This window comes from Cytobacillus horneckiae, from assembly GCF_002835735.1.
Classification (GTDB): domain Bacteria; phylum Bacillota; class Bacilli; order Bacillales; family Cytobacillaceae; genus Cytobacillus; species Cytobacillus horneckiae.
Genome location: NZ_PISD01000008.1, coordinates 395,721 through 416,632 on the forward strand (window position 1 = coordinate 395,721; position 20,912 = coordinate 416,632).

The 20,912-nt window shown below is 38.3% G+C and carries 16 protein-coding genes; 14 read left to right on the top strand and 2 right to left on the bottom strand.

Annotated features, from left to right (window positions below):
* The first annotated feature begins 4 nt into the window (after positions 1 to 4).
* The 7 genes from CWS20_RS05155 (at position 5) to CWS20_RS05190 (ending at position 8,610) form a co-directional block, all read left to right on the top strand.
* The gene (locus CWS20_RS05155; RefSeq protein ID WP_066199338.1) at positions 5 to 763 is read left to right on the top strand and encodes a threonine/serine exporter family protein; all 759 of its coding nucleotides are present in this window, start codon (positions 5 to 7) and stop codon (positions 761 to 763) included.
* A 20-nt stretch (positions 764 to 783) separates the two neighbouring features.
* A complete protein-coding gene (locus CWS20_RS05160) occupies positions 784 to 1,230 on the top strand; it encodes a threonine/serine exporter family protein (protein WP_066199335.1) in 447 nt (148 codons plus the stop codon).
* 93 nt (positions 1,231 to 1,323) lie between these two features.
* Positions 1,324 to 3,360 (top strand): glycoside hydrolase family 3 protein, encoded by a 2,037-nt coding sequence (locus tag CWS20_RS05165; RefSeq protein ID WP_066199332.1) that lies wholly within the window; start codon positions 1,324 to 1,326, stop codon positions 3,358 to 3,360.
* A 474-nt stretch (positions 3,361 to 3,834) separates the two neighbouring features.
* The gene (locus tag CWS20_RS05170) at positions 3,835 to 5,553 is read left to right on the top strand and encodes an ABC transporter ATP-binding protein (RefSeq protein WP_066199329.1); all 1,719 of its coding nucleotides are present in this window, start codon (positions 3,835 to 3,837) and stop codon (positions 5,551 to 5,553) included.
* 156 nt (positions 5,554 to 5,709) lie between these two features.
* Entirely contained in the window at positions 5,710 to 6,585 is an 876-nt protein-coding gene (locus CWS20_RS05175; protein WP_066199326.1) for a carbon-nitrogen hydrolase family protein, read from the top strand.
* 22 nt (positions 6,586 to 6,607) lie between these two features.
* Positions 6,608 to 7,252 carry a GNAT family N-acetyltransferase gene (locus CWS20_RS05180; RefSeq protein ID WP_066201762.1) on the top strand — a complete coding sequence of 215 codons (645 nt, stop codon included), beginning with the start codon at positions 6,608 to 6,610 and terminating at the stop codon, positions 7,250 to 7,252.
* A gap of 470 nt (positions 7,253 to 7,722) precedes the next feature.
* A complete protein-coding gene (locus tag CWS20_RS05190) occupies positions 7,723 to 8,610 on the top strand; it encodes an oxidoreductase (RefSeq protein WP_066199321.1) in 888 nt (295 codons plus the stop codon).
* A 66-nt stretch (positions 8,611 to 8,676) separates the two neighbouring features.
* Here the strand turns inward: CWS20_RS05190 and CWS20_RS05195 are convergent, their stop codons facing one another.
* Positions 8,677 to 9,153, bottom strand: a complete 477-nt coding sequence (locus CWS20_RS05195; protein WP_066199318.1) for a hypothetical protein — start codon at positions 9,151 to 9,153, stop codon at positions 8,677 to 8,679.
* Positions 9,154 to 9,330: 177 nt separating this feature from the next.
* Here CWS20_RS05195 and CWS20_RS05200 point away from each other — a divergent pair, with 177 nt between their 5' ends.
* Positions 9,331 to 9,696: a hypothetical protein gene (locus tag CWS20_RS05200; RefSeq protein WP_066199315.1), complete on the top strand. Its 366-nt coding sequence runs from the start codon at positions 9,331 to 9,333 to the stop codon at positions 9,694 to 9,696.
* Between the two features lie 214 nt (positions 9,697 to 9,910).
* Here CWS20_RS05200 and CWS20_RS05205 read toward each other — a convergent pair whose 3' ends face one another.
* The gene (locus tag CWS20_RS05205; protein WP_066199312.1) at positions 9,911 to 10,426 is read right to left on the bottom strand and encodes a hypothetical protein; all 516 of its coding nucleotides are present in this window, start codon (positions 10,424 to 10,426) and stop codon (positions 9,911 to 9,913) included.
* A 316-nt stretch (positions 10,427 to 10,742) separates the two neighbouring features.
* Between CWS20_RS05205 and CWS20_RS05210 the strand changes: the two genes are divergently transcribed.
* From CWS20_RS05210 to CWS20_RS05235, 6 genes are all read left to right on the top strand, one after another.
* On the top strand, positions 10,743 to 13,865 hold the full coding sequence (locus tag CWS20_RS05210) for a DEAD/DEAH box helicase (RefSeq protein WP_066199309.1): 3,123 nt from the start codon (positions 10,743 to 10,745) through the stop codon (positions 13,863 to 13,865).
* Positions 13,866 to 14,176: 311 nt separating this feature from the next.
* Entirely contained in the window at positions 14,177 to 15,439 is a 1,263-nt protein-coding gene (locus CWS20_RS05215; RefSeq protein WP_066199307.1) for a coiled-coil domain-containing protein, read from the top strand.
* Positions 15,440 to 15,866: 427 nt separating this feature from the next.
* On the top strand, positions 15,867 to 16,553 hold the full coding sequence (locus CWS20_RS05220; RefSeq protein WP_066199302.1) for a FadR/GntR family transcriptional regulator: 687 nt from the start codon (positions 15,867 to 15,869) through the stop codon (positions 16,551 to 16,553).
* Between the two features lie 58 nt (positions 16,554 to 16,611).
* On the top strand, positions 16,612 to 17,937 hold the full coding sequence (locus CWS20_RS05225) for an FAD-binding oxidoreductase (RefSeq protein ID WP_066199299.1): 1,326 nt from the start codon (positions 16,612 to 16,614) through the stop codon (positions 17,935 to 17,937).
* Positions 17,938 to 19,284, top strand: a complete 1,347-nt coding sequence (locus tag CWS20_RS05230) for a (Fe-S)-binding protein (RefSeq protein WP_066199296.1) — start codon at positions 17,938 to 17,940, stop codon at positions 19,282 to 19,284.
* A complete protein-coding gene (locus CWS20_RS05235) occupies positions 19,285 to 20,742 on the top strand; it encodes an FAD-linked oxidase C-terminal domain-containing protein (RefSeq protein WP_066199294.1) in 1,458 nt (485 codons plus the stop codon).
* Positions 20,743 to 20,912: the final 170 nt, after the last annotated feature.

Below are 20,912 nucleotides of genomic sequence, written 5' to 3' on the forward strand. Positions count from 1 at the left end.
TACAATGGAGAATAAATACCCTCAGACTTTCGAAGTGATTGAACTGTGTCTGTTAGCAGGAAAAATTATGCTGCAGTGCGGAGCAGAAACGTATCGGGTGGAGGACACAATGACCCGGATTGCTGCAGCTCTTGGGATACCAAATTCACATAGCTATGTTACGCCAACAGGAATCGTCTTTTCAACAGATGATACGAATCCCGCCAAACTGATCCGCATTTCGGAACGTACGACTGATCTATATAAAGTGACGTTAGTAAACGGCGTTTCACGGAAGGTGAGCAGCGGGGAAATGACGAGAGAACAGGCTTTTCTAAAATTAAAAGAGATTGAAAATGCCAATTACACTTTTCCAATCTATCAGCAAATCCTGGCAGCTTCTATTGCAAGCGCCTGCTTTATGGTTATGTTTCAAGGTGAATGGAACAACTTTATTCCTGCGCTCATAACAGGTGGAGTAGGTTTTACTTCATTTATCTTTCTGCATAGAGTGGTGCAAATAAAATTCTTCTCGGAATTTATTGCTTCGTTTATTATCGGCATCCTGTCCATTCTTTTCATAAAGGCCGGACTGGGGACGCAGCTGGATAAAATAATTATTGGTTCAGTGATGCCGCTTGTGCCGGGGCTGCTGATCACGAATGCTGTACGGGACTTAATGGCTGGCCACCTTGTATCTGGATTATCTAAAGGGGCGGAGGCATTTTTAACTGCATTTGCAATCGGAGCGGGAATCGCAGTGGTGTTCTCCTTTCTATCTTAAAACGATAAGGCGGGATAAAAATGACAATTATCATCAATTTAATGACAAGTTTTATTGCCGCGGCAGCTTTTGGCGTTATTTTTAATGCACCAAAAAAATCTTTGCTGCAATGTGGCTTTGTCGGCATGTTCGGCTGGCTTATTTATATATCATTAGTCAATCATAATCATGATGCCGTATTGGCTTCTTTAATTGCAGCCATTTTTATCTCCGCTATTAGTCAAGTGTTTGCAAAAATATATCGCACGCCAATTATTATTTTTAGCGTAGCCGGCATCATTCCCCTCGTGCCTGGAGGAATTGCATACGATGCCATGAGAAACTTTGTGGAAAATGATTATAATATGGCGATTCAGCTTGCGGCGAGAGCATTTATGATATCTGGTGCAATCGCTGTCGGCTTAGTGATATCAGAAGTCATCTATCAGCTGATCATGAAGGCAAGATTGAAATTAAAAAAAGCGTAAGAAGCTTCGTTCATTCGAAGCTTCTTTTGTTTTGATTAGCGTTTATTCTAAGGTAAACTCGTTCACACTAAAGTATAAGGAATGGGGGCCAATATGCTAAAACTACGAATCATCTTTATTATTTTTTTAATGCTGGCACTTGTTTGTTTTCTATTTGTATACTCGAAGCCAGCCCCTGCAGAAACTGTATGGGACGACTTAATCATAATAAATAACTTGCCAGAGGTTGAAACCTCCTTTCATAAAGGAAAAACGAGGTTGACTGCAATCCATTTATATAAGGATGGCCACGTCAAAAAAGCAGCCAGAGCTTTAACATGGCATTCTTCTGACAGAAGTGTCGCTCAAGTAAGTCAAGATGGTCAAATAAGATTAAAAGGTAAAAAAGGGATGACAAAAATAACAGTTACAGACGGAACTTTTCAGGATAATCTTGTCATTAATCATGGCAAAGAAAAAGTTTCCGTTATTAAAGAAAAAGGGACTAAATATCATTTGATTTCACAACTGGTTAAAAGCTTAACTTTAGAAGAAAAAATAGGACAGATGCTGATGCCGGATTTCCGGCAGTGGGACGGTAAAGCTGTAACTGAGGTTAAACCAGAGATCGCTCAAATCATTCAAAAATATCATCTTGGCGGCATCATCCTATTCAAAGAAAATATTCAATCTATCGAACAAACGCTCCATTTAACAACTGGATTTCAAAGCAATGCAGAAAAATTTGGATTATTATTGTCGATTGACCAAGAGGGTGGCAGTATTGACCGCTTGAATTTTGGCACAACAATGCCTGGAAATATGGCATTAGGAGCAGGAAATGATAAAAGGCTTACAGAACTTGTCGGTAAGGCGATTGGAAAAGAGTTGTCGTTACTCGGAATCAACATGGATTTTGCCCCAGTATTAGATATTAATAATAATCCGGAAAATCCTGTTATTGGGTTGAGATCCTTTAGTTCTGATCCGGAGACAGTTACAAAAATGGGTACAGCGCTAGCAAAAGGGCTTGATGAAGCTAATATTGTTGCGGCAGCCAAGCATTTTCCAGGTCACGGGAATACTGCGGTTGATTCACATATAGGTTTGCCTGTTGTAAGGACAAAACTTGATGAGTTGAAGAAGATGGAACTACAACCATTTCAACAATTAATGGATAAAGATATTGATGCGGTCATGTCGGCACATATTACCTATCCTTTCATCGAAACTGAGAAATTTAAGTCAGCTGTGTCAGGACAAGAAATTACACTGCCTGCTACATTGTCGCATAAAATCTTGACAAGACTAGTGAGAGACGAAATGGGATACGAAGGGGTGATCATTACAGATGCCTTGAATATGAATGCGATCGCATCTCATTTTCAGCCTGTGGACTCGGCGATACGTGCAATTAAAGCCGGAGTGGATGTCCTTCTAATGCCTGTAGGAGTCGAAGAGGTGGCTAATGGTTTATATGAGGCAGTTGCAAAGGGAGATATAACAGAGGAAAGAATCAATCAGTCTGTCACTCGAATATTGACGCTTAAACTAAAGCATGGGATTTTAAAAGAGGAAGAAGCTCCTTCTTATCAAAAAAAGCTTGAAGCGGCTAGAAGTGGAATTCATTCTATAGAGCATCAACAATTAGAAAAACTAGCAGCAAAAAAAGGAATTACATTAGTGAAAAATAATGGAACGCTCCCTATTTCGCAAAATCTATATAAAAAAATCATCGTAATTGGCGATGATAGTAGTGATGTGTTAGCGGCCAGCTTAGAAAAGTTTCACTCAAATATTACCGCTTTTCGATTAGAAAATAAAAGCGATGGATTTGAAGAATGTAAAGAGGCTGATTTAATCATCATTTCTGTAAGTAATAATAAAAAACTGTCAGAAGATTACATAGATTTAGGCGAAAATAGGGATGTGCCTGTTGTATTCATATCAGTCGGTACTCCGTATGCAATTACTGCACTTCCTTCTGCTGATAGCGTTATTGCCCAATTCGGACAAACGAAAGCGAGCTATCAAGCGACAGCTGAAGCATTGTTCGGTGGGTTTAATCCATCTGGACGATTACCAGTAGCCATTCCAGATAAAAACGGACATGTGCTGTATCATTTTCGAGAGGGCTTATCATATGATTAATTGGCGAGAGGCAGTAGAAAGAGAACCGTCTAATTTTGCCTGTTTAATACGACCAAATAACAGATGAGGATCGGAAAGCTGCCTGCTAATCGACCAGATGAGCAGCAATGGAAGATGAACAGTCGATTAGCCGCGTCCAATTCGATCAAGTGAGCAACAATGGATAATGAACGGTCAATAAGCTACCTCCAATTAACCAAAAGTAAGAAACAATTAGTAAGGAAAGGTCGAAAAGCTACCTGCCTCTTATTCGACAAGGAGAGTAACAAAGAGCGGAGAAAGGTCGATGGTTTTGATGGTTCACTTTGAAAAAAATATAATTGATATTGAATATCATTTTCAATTGGTATACAATACATACTTGGAAAGCAGTGTCATGCAAAATTAATTTTATGAATGACTGCTTGTATCACCTCAGATAGAAGCATATAATCCAAAGTATATTTTAATAGATGCATAGAATAGGGGATAAGCATGATTAAACGATTTTTTAGTTATTACCGGCCTCATAAACGATTATTTATTATTGATTTTAGTTGTGCGATTATCGTTGCTATATTAGAGCTTGCCTTTCCAATTGCCGTGCAGTGGTTTGTAGATGATCTGCTTCCTACAAGCAATTGGTCGATGATTGTCTCAGTTAGTGCTGGATTATTGACGCTTTATTTAGTAAGCACGGGTCTGCAATTTGTCGTTAACTACTGGGGACATAAACTTGGGATTAATATTGAAACAGATATGAGACAACAGTTATTTAAGCACGTGCAAAGCCAGTCCTTCCGTTTTTTTGATAATACTAAAACTGGGCATATTATGAGCCGTACAACAAACGATTTAATGGATATTGGGGAGCTCGCCCATCACGGACCTGAAGATTTATTTATTGCTGCGATGACTTTTATAGGCGCTTTTTGGATTATGATGACAATAAATGTGAAACTAGCTTTATTAGCCATCTTTATTGTTCCATTTCTAATCTGGCTTATTGCTTATTGCAATATTGCCATGAATAAAGCGTGGAAAAAGATGTATAGTGAAATTGCAGAAGTGAACGGCCGTGTAGAAGATAGTGTTTCAGGTGCACGCGTTGTTCAATCTTTTACAAATGAAGATTTTGAAATCGAGCGCTTTACAAAAGATAATCGAAGATTCCGCAAAGCGAAGCTTGGAGGATATAAAGTAATGGGGTATACTGCCTCTGGCGTATATTTTCTTACGCGAATCTTAATTTTAGCGATATTGGTATACGGTTCCTATTTGGCTTTCAACGGCGAGCTAAAGCCAGGAGAGCTAGTTGCTTTTGTATTATATGCCAATGTTTTAATGAAACCGATTGATAAAATCAGTGCATTAATGGAGCTTTATCCGAAAGGAATGGCAGGGTTTAAGCGTTTTACGGAAATGCTCGATATGCAGCCTGAAATAGAGGATAGAGAGCATGCGATTGATGTTGCATCTTTGCGCGGAGATATCGCATTTAAAAATGTCTCATTTAGCTATGATGACAATAAAACGGTACTATCGAATTTAAATATGAAAATAAATGCAGGGGAAACAGTTGCTTTTGTAGGGCCTTCTGGTGCCGGGAAATCAACGATTTGCTCACTTATACCAAGATTTTACGATGTGAATGCTGGCCAAATTACAATTGATCGTATGGATATTAGAGATATGACAAAACAATCATTGCGTTCGCAAATTGGTATCGTCCAGCAAGATGTCTTTCTTTTTACCGGAACATTAAAGGAAAATATCGCTTATGGAAAGCTGGATGCGACGGATGAAGAAATTTTTGATGCTGCAAAAAGAGCGCATCTTGAAAGTTTCATAAAGTCATTACCGAATGGCTATGAAACGCAAATAGGGGAAAGAGGTCTTAAGTTATCAGGTGGCCAGAAACAAAGGTTAGCGATTGCGCGAATGTTCTTGAAGAATCCGCCTATCCTCATTCTCGATGAAGCCACTTCAGCACTTGATACGGAAACAGAAAAAATTATTCAAGCAGCTCTTAATGATTTGGCAAAAGATAGAACAACACTTGTGATTGCGCATAGACTGGCAACAATTAGGAATGCAGATACAATCAAGGTAGTGACAGAGGACGGCATTGCCGAAGAGGGCTCTCACGAAGAGCTTATCGAGCTTGGAGGGATTTTTGCGAACCTTCATCAAGTTCAGTATCAACGGGCATAAACGCTTACAAATATATCCTTCCAATTATTAATGAAAAGTGGTTGTTTTCTTAGTGAAAATCATTGATAATCTTATGGAGATAAGATTGTCTAAAAAGCATATGATATTTACGGCCTAGTACCTTCATCTAGGAATAATAAATTGAGGGGGATGACGATGAAAATGAGAGTTTCTAGTGTGCAATATCATTTGCATACCATCCGTTCGTTTGAAGATTTTGCAACACAATGTGAACATTATATTAAAACTGCCCAGGAGTTCGGCACAGAATTTGTGCTCTTTCCAGAGTTCTTCACAACTCAGCTGCTTTCAATTGGAAGTGAGCAAGGAACGAGCCTTACTATCAACGAACTTCCTGGTTTTACTGAACAATATAGAAATTTATTTACAAGACTGGCAGTCGAATCAGGCATGCATATCATTGCCGGTACCCATGTCATTCATCGGGATGGAAAGCTGTACAATGTCGCTCATCTTTTTTACCCGGATGGAAGAATCGGCGAGCAGGCCAAGCTCCATATAACGCCAACTGAAGTACACGAGTGGAATATGTCTCCGGGTGAAGATTTACATGTATTTGATACTGATAAAGGCAGAATAGCGATTCTTACATGCTATGATATTGAATTTCCTGAAATTGTCCGCATGGCAAAGGCAAAGGGGGCAGATGTCATCTTTTGCCCGTCCTGTACAGATGATCGCCACGGCTTTCATCGCGTTCGCTACACTTCACACGCACGTGCGATTGAAAATCAAGTGTATGTGGTTGTAACAGGAACAATTGGCTCCTTGCCGACTGTTGACTTTATGAGAGCAAACTTTGGGCAAGCTGCGGTGATTACTCCTAATGATATCCCGTTTCCGCCTAAAGGCATTATGGCAGAAGGCGAGCTGAATGATGATATGATTATTACTGCTGATTTGGACTTAAGCCTTCTTTATGAAGTAAGAGAAAGAGGTTCTGTTACTACTTGGCGTGATCGCAGAGTCGATTTGTACACAGATTGGGAGAAAGAAAACATTGACGGCTAAATATCACAATGAATTTTTCGTTATGAAAGACAGCAAGCCGATTCCAGCCGTAATAAGAAATTATACTGAAGCTGATTTCGAGAATTTAATAGCTATTCAAGCTAAGTGTTTTCCTCCGCCGTTTCCACCAGACCTTTGGTGGAATGAAGCACAATTGAAGAACCATGTAGCCATTTTCCCTGAAGGCGCACTTTGCATCGAAGTTGATGGCATACTGGCAGGTTCATTAACTGGTGTAAGAGTGAACTTTAATTCTGATTATCCTGCTCATACATGGGAAGAAATGACTGATAATGGCTATATCGGAACGCATAATTCCACCGGGAATACTTTATATATTGTCGATATTGCTGTCAGGCCGGATTACCGAAAGCTTGGTATAGGGAAAATACTAATGCAGGCGATGTATCATGTAGTTGTTGAACTAGGTATAGACCGCTTGTTAGGTGGAGGCCGAATGCCAGGCTATCATAAAGTTTCGCACGAAAAAACACCTGAGCAATACGTTGATTCGGTTGTAAAAGGCGAGTTAAAAGACCCTGTTCTCACATTCTTGCTAAGCTGCGGGAGAAAGCCGCTCGCCATTGCAGCAAACTATTTAGATGACGCCGAATCGAATAACTTTGGTGTATTAATGGAATGGAGAAACCCATTTAAGATGAAATGACCCGCGAGTCAATTGACTGCGGGTTTCTTGTTCTCTACAATAAAGAGAAGAAAGATTGTATAGGGCGGTGCTGTACTTGCAAAAGAAATATCCCGGATTTCTGTTAATATTTATTGGATTAATATTTTTATATTTATCTTTTAAATTTCCAATGTCCCCTATTTTAGCTCTCTTACTGCTTATAGGCAGCATAATTTTAAACATTGCCGGCACGATAGTTTTAATAAAAATGTTCATATCGTTGCAAAAACAGAGCGAGATGAAGGGAAAAGAAACAACCAAAAAGCACTGATTAGTGCTTTTTTTTTATCTCTAAAGGATGATTGCCGTTCGGAATGCGAAAGATAACTGCGAAGCTTCCAACATTATATAATTTGCGTTTCTTTTCAAGCAGAACATTTGAATTTTTTATGTTTATCATCTAACTTGATAGTTATCATTTTACACACAGACACAAAGGGGACTTTACTATGAAAAAGAAATTTGAACCGCTTTTTAAAGAGTTTCAATTTAAAAACGGAGTCACTCTAAAGAATCGCGTTGTCATGGCGCCGATGACGAATTATTCCTCCAATGAAGATGGTACGGTTTCTAAAGGTGAATTGGCTTATTATGCACGCCGTTCGACTGGAGCTGGGATGGTCATTACTGCCTGTACTTACGTAACAGAAAATGGCATTGGGTTTCCAGGTGAATTTGCAGGCTATGATGATAAATTTATTCCTAGCTTTAAACAATTAGCCGATACCATAAAAGGGCAAGGAGCAAAAGCTATCCTGCAAATCTTTCATGGAGGAAGAGAGTGCCCACCTAATCTAGTCCCGAACGGAGAAATTGTCTCAGCAAGCTCAGTTCCCTCACCAAATAGGAGTGGGCAAGAACCAAGAGCATTGCATGATGATGAAATAAACCAAATTGTGAAAGCATTTGGTGATACGACAAAAAGAGCTATTGAGGCAGGATTTGATGGTGTAGAAATTCATGGTGCAAATGGATACTTAATTCAGCAATTCTTCTCTCCTCACTCAAACCAGAGAGCAGATAGATGGGGAGGAGCGCTGGAAAAAACAAGGCTGGCGTATGTTCTGGAACAAATTGCTGATAGAGTGCCGCTAATTGGGGTGGGATCTATATATCATCCGGAAGATGCAATAGTAGCAATGAATGAAACGAATGTCCCTCTGTTGGCATTGGGCCGTGAACTTTTGGTTGATCCTGATTGGGTACAGAAAATAGCGGAAGGCAGAGAAGAGGAAGTAGTAACAAAGCTTGATCATGAACAGCAGGACAAACTCGTTATCCCAGATCCACTTTGGAAAGTTATTATGAGTGTGCCTGGGTGGGTTCCTGGAGTATAGCCAAAGAAGCCCCGCTTTTTCTAAAGCGGGGCTTTGATTAGCAATGCTGCAATAGTTAAGTTCAATTTATTCGATCACTGTATTCTTCTCAAATCCATCTGCAAACTGACGGTATTCCTGCACTTTTCCATCTTTATTTAAGTAATATACCGATATATTTCTAATATTTTCATTGTCATCAAAGCTAAAGAAAATGATAGCTTGCAATTCTTTATCCTTTAATGCTTGGAAATCAACTGAATCAGTACCCGTTTTACTTTCATAGTCCTCATTTATTTTTATATCATATCTCCATGTTGGCAAATTGTACATTGAATCTGTCAGGCGTTGATCAGGATCACCAAATGTGTCTGTTATTTCCTCTGTACTTAAATTAGGGTGAATCTTCTCTTTAATTGAATCGATTGTGACTTTTTCTTCTTCAACAGCAGCTTCAATGGTCGGTTCAGTATAGCTTGTCTCTCCACTGGCATCAGAAAAATGTAACGGCATTGAAATTAGGCCTAGGGTTAGGAAGGAAACTGAAAAAATAAGCTTGAACATATTAAAACCTCCAATGATTTCTTACTATATATTAGACGTATTACCCGCTAAAAAGATTCATAATATTACAGTATGATTACATTTGGTACTTTAGAACGATAAAATAGTAAAATAAAATAAAGATATATTACATAATCATACATTAAATGTAATTACTAGGGGATGTGAGATGAAACGATGGAAAATGATTTTGCTGTTGATTTCATTCATCAGAGGCATATAAGTGAACAAAGAGAGTTTACGGGAAAAGGAGAAAATTGGGAGGTCTTCAGCAAGCTAACTTCAGAGGGGGAAAGAAAATATCATCATCATATCGAGATTAAATATTTAGGCTCTGACAATGAAATTAATATTCGAGAATGGAAGGTACAATCCAATGGAATTGCAACTGGCGGGGGAGATTTCATGCTTGATAATCATCGTGTAATTATTAGTGATGATGAGATAGGTATTAGTTCTATCCAATTTGAGGAGCAGCAATTTTTCATTAAATGGAATGATGATAACAGCGAGGGATTTATTTTAAAGATAAAAGAAAACTAACCCCGGCAAAATGACTGCCGGGGCTTCATAGAAGGGATTACTGAAAACCAAAGAATCGGTCATCGACCAGCCATAGCCATAGGCGGTTATGGGTAAATGGTGAAGGTTTAACAGGTAATGTGTCATTGGTTTGCCATTACTTGTATTTAGTACTTAGATGTACTCTATAAGAATCCTTCTATGCCTTGAAGCAGAGTCTCACTGCTTCAAGGTTTTAGAAATATTTATCTTGGTCAAATTCAAGCTCAATTGTATAGTTTTTACTATTTATTAAGTTTGACAGTCTGTTTGCATGTCTTTCAATTTCAAGCGACTTTATGCGATACTCCTCCGGTTCAAAGGCGGCAACTCGCAACATGCTGCTTGACTCTCCAATCATATAAAGAAATTCTTCTTTTTGAGCAGATCCAAATTGTTTACATTTCCGTGCTTTTGCCCGAAGCTGTGTCGCCAGTTCAATCGCTTCGACAATAGATAAAGAGTCGCCATTGAACTGGATTTCATTGTCAATATTAGCTCGATAAACAAGCTTATCAAGCAATCGGAAATCCTTTCTAATTTCATCTATATCCTTTTCTGCATCTTGAAACAGCCTTTTCTGTGTAGGGAGAGGACTCGCTTTCTCGATTTCAAAGAAGGCAAGTCTATCCATTTCTTCTTCAAGTTCATGGATCCTCTTAGATAAGACACTTTTTAATTTCACTGCTTCTGCTAATGTGATTTTCGGCATTTAAGATTCTCCTTCACATTTATATATAATCCAATATTACTAGAAAAAAATGGATTTGGAAATAAATATATTTATAAAATAAAGTTATAAAGAAGTTTTTATCTGTAATAATTAAAAAATAGAGGGAGTTCGTATATGAAACTATAGCTAAGTGGCTATAAACTAGAATACAATATTCAGCTCAATAAATGATATTTAGGAATGGTTCTCGTTGTTGATGACGGAATTGTCGTTACTGGAACTACTTTATTGTGAATGGGCATGTTTGTTATAATTAAAAAGTAGAAACAGATTCGCAATCAAGGGAGTTTTCCTGTTGAATAACCAATTAAGTCAAAAAAACATCATTGAGCGCTGCGGAGCTGTCTCCTATAAAAGAGGAGAGGCTTTTTATCGCGGTAATAAAGTGCTAATACATAAAACGAATGACCATAAATATGTAGGTAAAGTAAAAGCTGCAGAAGCTTTTTCAGTCACTGTGGATATAGACGAAAACGGCAGCTTGTTTACCGAATGTTCATGCCCAAAGCTCGCTTCATTTAATAAGGATTGTCAGCATATTGCAGCTGTCCTTATCGCATTGGGAGAGGTAAAACCTAGTAGAGAAGGACAAACACAGGGAATGGCAGAGGATTTAATTGCCATTTTCTCAACTGACTCAGAAAGGCTTTCTACAGAACAAGCCCATTTTGAAAACAGGGAACTGTTAAATCCGACTTTTATATGCAAAGTAATTCCAGTTGATGGAAAACAATATTTGGGGATTTCGCTTGCATTTAAAAATAGTGACGTATTAGACGCAGCTTCTTTTATTCAAGCTGTTCGCAGCAATAAGGCATACACAATAACGCATCAAATTAAATACTCACCTGAGCTTCATTGTTTTCGTGAAAGTGTTGATACAATATTCCAGTTTCTTGCTGACGGAGATTATGAAGGTGAAGGCAAGTCTATATTATTGAGCCCATCGATTTGGAAAAATGTTTATCCAATCCTTTTGAAAATCAAAGATGTTCACTTTATATATGTAGATAAGCAGTATGATCGATTAATTGTGAAGAATGAAGTACCGCCATTATCATTCTCTTTTTACAAAAAGACCGATTCAGCAGCTGTTACGATTAGCGGTTTACATTCATCCGTTTTATTTGATATGTATGACATGGTTTTTATTGATGGTGTATTTTATCTTCTTTCATTGAAAGACTTTCAAAGACTCACAGAAATAAAAACAATGATTGAGAAATCTCATGCTGATGAAATAGTCATTGAAGAAAAACAAATAGGATTTTTTCTCGAGAAAGTCGTTCCAGGATTAAGAAAGCTTGGTCATGTACATATCTCGAAAGAAATGACAATGCAATATGTGGCGTCGCCTCTAAAAGCAAAGCTTTATCTTGATCGCGTCAATCACCGAATACTTGCTAGCCTCGAATTTCATTATGGAAATATCGTCATCAATCCAGTCGAAGGCAGTCATGTACATAAAGATGTGATGGTTTTTCGAGATATTGATAAAGAAGAAACGATTTTGGAACTGATGGGGACAGCTTCATTTACTACAACAGATGAGGGCTATTATCTTCACAATGAAGAATTAGAATACGAGTTTTTATATCATCTACTTCCTAAACTGCAGAAGCTTGTAAAAGTTTATGCTACAACTGCAATTAGAAATCGTATCTACCGGGAAAACCCAAAGCCAAAAATCAATGTCCGTATGAAAAAAGAACGAACGAACTGGCTAGAATTCAAATTTGATATTACTGGGATATCGGAACAGGAAATACGAAATGTTCTTGCGTCGCTTGAGGAAAAAAGAAAATACCATCGTTTAAAAGATGGCACATTATTCTCATTAGAATCTAGAGAATTTGCTGAAATACAAGCATTTCTCAAAAGAGTGCCTGTTCAGGATGATTCATGGATTGATTTTCCGTTTTTAAAGGGAATGCAAACGATTAGTCAATCTAATGAAGAAATTCTTCATTTTGAAAAATCGTTTCGTGAATTTATGCTGCAATTTAAGCAGCCCGGATACAAAAGCTTTCCGCTTCCAACGGGCATGCAGACGCTACTTCGCACTTATCAAAAAGAAGGTTATTACTGGATGAAGTTGATGGCACAATATGGATTCGGCGGTGTGCTTGCTGATGATATGGGTCTTGGAAAAACGATACAGGCCATTGCATTTATTTTATCCTCCATGGATGAGATTCGTAGAAATGAACAGCCGGCTCTAATCATTTGTCCATCTTCTGTTACTTATAATTGGTTAAGCGAATTTCTGCGGTTTGCGCCATCAGTAAAAGCGGTAATTGTGGACGGAAAGCAAGTGGAAAGAGCAACTATCCAAAAGGAAGCTAAAGTGGCAGATGTTCTTATTACTTCTTATCCGCTTCTAAGAAAGGATATTACATGGTATGAGAAACAGTTTTTTCATACGATTATTTTTGATGAGGCTCAGAGTTTTAAAAATCCTGTAACAGAAACCGCAAAAGCTGTAAAAAAACTGCAATCAAATCATCGCTTTGCGCTTACTGGCACACCGATAGAAAATTCTATAGAAGAGTTATGGTCAATTTTTCATGTGGTTTTTCCAGAATTATTCTTAGGGCTGAAGGAATATAGTCAGCTGAGCAGACAAAAAATTGCACGTATGGTACAACCCTTTATGTTAAGAAGAGTAAAAGCAGAGGTTTTGTCGGAGCTGCCTGAGAAAATTGAAACCTTGGAGGCAGTTGAGTTATTGCCGGAACAGAAAAAATTATATGCCGCTTACTTATCAAAGCTGCGTCATGATACGTTAAAGCATTTAAACAAGCAAACGCTGCGAAAAAATCGCATCCGCATTCTTGCTGGTTTAACTAGATTGAGGCAAATATGCTGTCATCCAAAGCTATTTGTAGACGGTTATAATGGGAACTCTGCTAAGTTTGAGCAATTACTATCTATTCTTCGTGAAGCAAAGCAGTCAGGCAGAAGGGTACTTGTGTTTTCACAATTTACAAAGATGCTTGAAATAATCGGAAGAGAGCTCGCAAATGAAGGTAGAGAATATTTCTATTTGGATGGACAAACCCCCACTTATGAAAGAGTAAAGATTTGCAATCAATTTAACGAAGGTGAAAAGGATTTGTTTCTTATTTCCTTAAAAGCAGGGGGAACAGGGCTAAACTTAACCGGTGCAGATACCGTCATTTTATATGACTTATGGTGGAATCCAGCTGTTGAGGAGCAAGCTGCGGATAGGGCATACAGAATGGGACAAACAAAGGATGTTCATGTAATAAAAATGATAACAAGAGGAACGATTGAAGAAAAAATAGAAGAGCTTCAAGATAAAAAGAAGCATTTAATAGAGGAAATATTAGATAAGCAAACACAATCCACACTTACCGAAGAGGATATTTTAGATATTTTAGAATTGAGAAGCTAAAGTTTTTTTAGCTTCTTTTTTTGTAGGTCGTAATAAATAGGTATTTCGCTTAAGTAATTACAATTATTTAGGAGATTTTTCTTAAATTTTTCAAAAAAATGATGAATTGTGTCGGTTTAGTAATATATTTGTAATATTACTATTACCTGATTGTCAAAAACAGATGTTATAATGCTTTTTGTAAACATAGTAAGAACGTAGTATTTTGTCGTATATTTAGTAAACACATAGAATAATAGAACATAATGAACTTTAAATAACATACATATGTCGAAAAGAGAAATAATTAGAGAGAAAGCAGGGGAATTTGAGTGAAGAAGAAAATAATTGCTTTAAACACAACGATTATGCTTGGATTAGGAGCTTTTGCATTACCGGCAGTGAACGCGGAATCAGTAGACGATATTAAAAAGGAACGCTCAGATGTTCAATCAAATTTATCTAAAGCTGAAAAAGAGCTGGCAACTGTATTAGCTGAACTTAGCAAATTAGAAGATCAAATTAAAAAAGTAGACAAAGCAATGGCTGATAATGACAAGTTTATTGTTGACACTGAAAAAGAAATCGAAGATACAAAGAAAAAGGTTAAAAAGCTAGAAGAAGAAATTAAAGTTATTCAAGAACGCATCGATCAGCGCAGCGAAGTTTTAAAAGAGCGCGCAGTAGCTTTCCAAGAGAGCGGCGGAACAAATGTTGGATACATAGAGGTATTACTCGGATCTACTAGTTTCGGTGACTTCATCGATCGTGTCGGTGCAGTTTCTAAGATCGTTGAAGCTGACCAAGATCTATTATTACAACATGATGCAGATAAAAAAGAAGTTAAAGAAAAGAAAAGCACTGTTGACAAAGAATTATCTGGGCTTAATGAGAAAATGACTGAGCTTGAAGGTATGCGCGCTCAGATGGAAGATCAAAAGAAACAAAATGATGTTCTTAAAAAAGAGTTAAAAACAAAAGAAACAGCAGCAGCTGATAAAAAATCTAAACTACAAACAAAAGATAGCGAACTAGCAGCGATGCAAGCAGACATTGAAAGAAGCATGGCAGCTCAAAACACAGCTGTTGCATCTGTAGCTTCAACTCCTAACTCAGGTAACTCTGGTTCATCTGCAGATTCAACATCTGTAAAATCTAGTGGCGGAAAATCAGCACCTGCTAAGTCTGCGCCTTCTACAACTGTTGGTAGCGGAATTAGCGCTGTAATTAGTGCTGGTAATAAATACATCGGAAACTCAGTATACGTATTTGGTGGCGGTAGATCTGCAGCAGATATCGCTGCTGGTCGTTTCGACTGCTCTGGCTTTGTTCACTGGGCATTCGCTCAAGGTGGATATAGCGTTGGTTCAAGCACAGAAGCATTAAAAAACCAAGGTACACCTGTATCAGCTAGCCAAATGCAGCCTGGTGACATGGTATTCTTCGACACATATAAAAAAGATGGCCATGTAGGAATCTACATTGGCGGCGGTAAATTCATCGGTTCTCAAAGCAGCACTGGTGTTGCCATTGCCAACATGTCTAGCGGATATTGGAAAGACGCCTTCAACGGCCGTGTAAACCGTATCAACTAATAAATATCCTAAAGTCCAATCACGATAGTGGTTGGGCTTTTATTATTTTTATACCACTTATATAGAACAAATAAACGCTGAACTTTGCATTGAGTGCGCGCTTTAATTCAAAATTACGGGGCGAGTATATCGTTCTAGGTAAATAAAACATATAAAAAGTGTTCATTCCTGCGAATATATGAATCATCGCGATAAAGGTATGATTCCATTCTACTAATATAATTTTCGTAAATCTGCTTCACTTTATCTCTTTTCCAAGTGATATTTAAGAATAACCTTTCATTTGCTAACTTTTACTATTATTTTAAAAAAAAATGAACAGAAAAATCTGTTAATTCTAAATAATCATTGCATTTTTATTTTCTAAATGTTTAAATAATATTAACTTATCAGATATGTGATGTCTGCAAACAAAGGCGGTGACTATTTGAAGGTCGAAAAAATATCAACGAGAAAGATCTCTGAAATCGTAGCGGAAAAGATTGAGGACATGATAGATGAAGGTAAGTTTACTGCAGGTGAGAAACTTCCGTCGGTCCGTGAACTATGTGAATTATATGGGGTAGGTAGATCAGCAGTTAGAGATGCAATTACAGCGCTGCAAGGAAAAGGATTAGTTCAAGTTAAACAAGGAGAAGGGACGTATATACTTGGCTTTGATTCTTCGAAATTGTTTACTGCTAATCATCTTCTTCCTGGAATTAAGGATATTAAAGAGCTTTTCCAGGCGAGGAAAATGGTAGAGGCAGGATTAGCAGAAATGGCAGCCAAACATCGAACAGATGACGATTTAAAAAATATGGCTAGCCTTCTGAAACGGGATGATGGCTGGGAATCAGACTATTTATTTCACCATAGTATTGCTACAGCTGCAGGAAATACAATCATGGTTCATTTTATTGAGTTTATTTCATCAACCTTAAAAAAATCGATGGTTAATTTTCACGATTTAATTCAGAGTGATCAAGAAATCGTTCATACTATCAATCAGCAACATCTCATGATTTATGAAGCGATAAAAAACAAACAATCAAACAGCGCTTATCAGTCAATGATTGAACATTTGAATCTTGTAGAAAAATTGCTGCAGAAACAAATTCTCCAACAAAATTAATTTTTGCCTTACTAAAAAACAGTGTTTGTTATTACAATACACGGGAGGTGCGAAGCAATTGACAACAACTAGCTTTTTAGATGAAATAAAAAGCCTTATCGATGAGGATCAAGTAATTGATTCAACTAAGGATAATCAGCCATATGGCAATTCCGGCCATATCACGATACATCCACAGACAGAGCAAGAAATATGCGATATTTTACAATATGCCTCTAACCATCATTTATTAGTTAACATCGCAGGTGCCGGATCAAAAAGAGGCTTTGGCGGAGAAATGGAATCAGCTAATATTCTATTATCATTAGAGCGATACACTGGTATTGTTGAACATCACGCAGGCGATATGACTATTACTGTGAAAGCAGGCACATCATTTCAAGAGATTCAAAATTACTTGAAACCATATAATCAGAAAATCGCCTTGGATCCATTTTTACCACAGCAGGCGACTATTGGCGGGTTAATTGCCTGTAATGACAGCGGTCCGAAACGGCTTGGCTATGGATCAGCAAGAGATGCTGTGATCGGTCTCCGCATCGTCTATCCCGATGGAAAAGTCATCCGTTCCGGCGGCAAAGTTGTAAAAAATGTTGCCGGCTATGATATGAATAAGCTTTTTATCGGATCAATGGGCACCATTGGTGTGCTCTCAGAAATAACCATTAAGCTTAGACCGGTCACGAAAGATGAAACGACAATGCTTATCACTTTTCCAAACCATAAAATTGAGGAAATTAAGGCGTTTAGTATTCAACTTTTAGATTCAATGATTGAACCAATATGTTTTGAGCTATTAAACCCTGAATTGACAGAAATTTTTTCCGGCGAGAAATCGTTTGCACTATTAATAAGTTTTGAAGATGTTGAAAAATCTGTTCAATATCAAGAAGAATATTTAAAAAAGCAAATTCCCAAGAATGCAAAAATGAAAAAATTAAAGGGAGAAGATAGTGCGCATTTTTGGCAGGCTTTTTATCAGTTAGTGCCAAATGCATTGGAAAATCCAAAAAATGAGAAAGTAAAAGCTGCAGTAAAAATAGGGACGGTTAATGTGAACATCGCTCCTATTCTAAAAGAAAGTTCATTAATCCAGGATACATGCAATGTAAAGATTTTCGGTCATGGGGGTTTGGGTCACGGCATTATGCAGTTATATATAGATGGTGCTGAAGTTGATGTCATTGATGCATTGAAAAAACTAAGGAGTTTGGCAAAGATGTATAATGGCTATGCGGTTATTCGTCATTTACCATTCAATCTCAGAAAACAAATTGATACTTGGGGAGAAAAACCATCATCATTTTTCCTGCTAGAAGGTATTAAAGAAAAAATAGACCCAAAACGGATGCTGAACCGGCATAGATATGTAGGAGGGATATAAATGGCTGTAACTGAAGAGCGTTTAAAACAAAGCCCGCCTTGTACGAATAACAGCTTAAGTAACTATCTTTGGAAAGATGCACCGGATGAGAATAAATGGGCGGATTGCGTCCATTGCGGAATGTGTTTGGAATCTTGCCCTACCTATGAACAAACCGGGCAGGAGCAGCATTCGCCAAGAGGAAGGGTATATTTAATCAAGTCTGTCGCAGAAGGAAAATTGACAGTCAATGAACAATTTATGGACCCAGTGTTTGCATGTTTGGACTGTCGTGCTTGTACAACTGCATGTCCAGCAGATGTTGATGTAGGCGGCTTAATCGAAGAAGCGCGCGGTCAAATTCGGCAGGCAATGCCATTAACCGGATGGCAGGGAGCGGTCAGCAAGTTGTTTTTGCATGGTATCTTTCCTCATGATAAGCGGCTGCAATCGCTTGGAGGATTACTTAAGTTTTATCAAAAGAGCGGCATGCAAACGCTCGTCCGCAAAACAAAGCTGATCAATGTCATGCCAAAGCATCTTGTTGAAATGGAAGCCATTATGCCAGAAATAAATCAGCCAATTAAAAAGAAGTATAAAAATAATAACATCATAAAGGCAAAAGGTGAAACGAAGCGTGAGGTAGCGATGCTGACTGGGTGTGTGATGGATGTAATGTTCAGTGACATTAATGAATCGACAATTAATGTACTTACACGGAATGGCAATGATGTCGTAATTCCTAAAAACCAAACATGCTGTGGGGCGCTTCATGTTCATGCAGGTGATCGCGACATGGGCCGAAAGCTTGCCAAGCAAAATATAGAAGCGTTTGAAGGAACAGAGAAAATAATCGTTAATGCGGCTGGCTGTGGCTGTATGATGAAAGAATATGAAGAGCTGTTCCGAGAAGAGCCTGAATGGAAAGAAAGAGCAGAAAAATTCTCAGAAAAAGTGGAGGATATATCAAAGTTCCTTCATGATACAGGCTATGAAAAGCCAAAAGCTGAACTTAACACTCGCATTACTTATCATGATGCCTGCCATTTAGCGCATGGGCAAGGTGTCAGGCAGGAACCGCGTGACATACTCCTTGATATCCCAGGTGTAGACATGGTTCACATGCCAAACGCAGACCGCTGCTGCGGCAGTGCAGGCATTTATAATATAACAAACCCGGACATGGCTGGGGCTGTATTAGAAAGCAAAATGGAAAATGTTCCTGATGATGTAGAGATGATTTCAATGGGCAATCCAGGGTGTATGCTGCAAATGGCAATGGGTGTGGAAAAGTATGGCCGCAATCATAAAATTGTTCATACTGTACAATTGCTTGATTGGGCGTACCAAAAGGAGGCTGAGAAATAAATGGCGCGAAAAAAGATTAAATCAAAAGATAAACATATTCTTGCTCTGTCCACTCTAGTCAATCATCCAAGTGCAATCCTCTATGAAAAAGAAGATTTAATTGCCTACGATTGTGACGGCTTTACAATTCATAAAGCAACACCTAAAGCAGTTGTTTTTCCAGAAAATACGGAACAAGTAGCTAAAATCGTAAAGTACTGTCATGATCATTCTTTACCTTTTTTAGCGCGAGGAGCTGGAACGGGCCTTAGCGGCGGAGCTATCCCGTTAAATGGTGAAGTCATTATTAGCATGGTGAAAATGAAAAAACTGCTGAGTGTAGATTTAGAGAATAGGAGAGCAGTAGTAGAACCTGGATTTGTGAACTTAAAATTAACGAATACAATTTCTGATAAAGGATATTATTATGCACCAGACCCTTCAAGTCAATATTGCTGTACAATTGGCGGGAATGTGGCTGAGAATGCTGGAGGCGCACACTGTTTAAAATACGGCGTAACGACCAACCATATTCTTGGGCTTGAAGTTGTATTGCCGAATGGCGATGTCATTGAAATTGGCAAAAATGGTATAGCAGACGAACCAGGCTATGATTTATTGGGCTTAATAACCGGATCAGAAGGAACGCTTGGCATTGTGACAAAAATAACTGTCCGCATTTTAAAGAACCCTGAATCAAAGCAAACCGTATTGGCTTATTTTGATAAAGTAGAAGACGGAAGTCAGGCAGTTTCAGATATTATTTCTGCCGGCATCGTGCCTGCAGCATTGGAAATGATGGATAAAACCGCGATTGAAGGGGTGGAGGCAGCTGCATTTCCGGTAGGGCACCCAAAGGATATTGAAGCATTATTACTTATTGAAGTGGATGGAATTGAAGCAGGGATTGGTGAGCAAATTGAACAAATTTTACAAGTTTGCAGAAACCAAAATGTCCGTGAGGTTCGCGCAGCTAAGGATGAACAGGAACGCGCAGCGTGGTGGGCTAATCGGAAGACGGGCTTTGGCGCAATGGGGGCCATTTCACCGGATTACCTAGTACAGGACGGTGTTATTCCGCGCAGCAAGCTTCCAGAAGTATTAAGCAAAATTAATAAAATCAGCGAAGAATCAGGTTTAAGAATCGCTAATATTTTTCATGCCGGTGATGGGAACTTGCATCCGCTCGTTTTGTTTGATGCACGTATTCCAGGTGAAACAGAAAAAGCAATGGAGGCAGGCAGCGCTTGCTTAAAAGTTTGTGCAGATGTAGGCGGCACGATAACTGGTGAACACGGAGTTGGAATTGAGAAAAGAGAAGAAATGAGATTTGTATTCAAAGATGAAGAAATTCAAGCTCAAACGGATATCCGCGATGTCTTTAATCCTGACAATCTATTGAATGCAGGAAAGCTGTTCCCAACGCCAGGACGTTGTGCTGAAGTAAAGAAAGAAATGAAAGCAGCAGCCATTTCGTAAAAAATTGAAAGACAATGCTCGAAAACGGTACCAGAAAGGCAAACTAAGACGATTTTCGCAAGGCAATGCTAAAAAATGGTTCCAGATTCAAAGACAAAACCATTTTTATTCAGAAAAATATGAAAATAATTGAAATCCCCTTTACAATCATGATATTATTTTTTTAAGAA

Bases quoted from the DNA above. Each gene is read 5' to 3' on its own strand.
- CWS20_RS05155 (WP_066199338.1), top strand. From the start codon at position 5: ATGGAGAATAAATACCCTCAGACTTTCGAAGTGATTGAACTGTGTCTG.
- CWS20_RS05160 (WP_066199335.1), top strand. From the start codon at position 784: ATGACAATTATCATCAATTTAATGACAAGTTTTATTGCCGCGGCAGCT.
- CWS20_RS05165 (WP_066199332.1), top strand. From the start codon at position 1,324: ATGCTAAAACTACGAATCATCTTTATTATTTTTTTAATGCTGGCACTT.
- CWS20_RS05170 (WP_066199329.1), top strand. From the start codon at position 3,835: ATGATTAAACGATTTTTTAGTTATTACCGGCCTCATAAACGATTATTT.
- CWS20_RS05175 (WP_066199326.1), top strand. From the start codon at position 5,710: ATGAAAATGAGAGTTTCTAGTGTGCAATATCATTTGCATACCATCCGT.
- CWS20_RS05180 (WP_066201762.1), top strand. From the start codon at position 6,608: ATGAAAGACAGCAAGCCGATTCCAGCCGTAATAAGAAATTATACTGAA.
- CWS20_RS05190 (WP_066199321.1), top strand. From the start codon at position 7,723: ATGAAAAAGAAATTTGAACCGCTTTTTAAAGAGTTTCAATTTAAAAAC.
- CWS20_RS05195 (WP_066199318.1), bottom strand. From the start codon at position 9,153: ATGTTCAAGCTTATTTTTTCAGTTTCCTTCCTAACCCTAGGCCTAATT.
- CWS20_RS05200 (WP_066199315.1), top strand. From the start codon at position 9,331: ATGGAAAATGATTTTGCTGTTGATTTCATTCATCAGAGGCATATAAGT.
- CWS20_RS05205 (WP_066199312.1), bottom strand. From the start codon at position 10,426: ATGCCGAAAATCACATTAGCAGAAGCAGTGAAATTAAAAAGTGTCTTA.
- CWS20_RS05230 (WP_066199296.1), top strand. From the start codon at position 17,938: ATGGCTGTAACTGAAGAGCGTTTAAAACAAAGCCCGCCTTGTACGAAT.
- CWS20_RS05235 (WP_066199294.1), top strand. From the start codon at position 19,285: ATGGCGCGAAAAAAGATTAAATCAAAAGATAAACATATTCTTGCTCTG.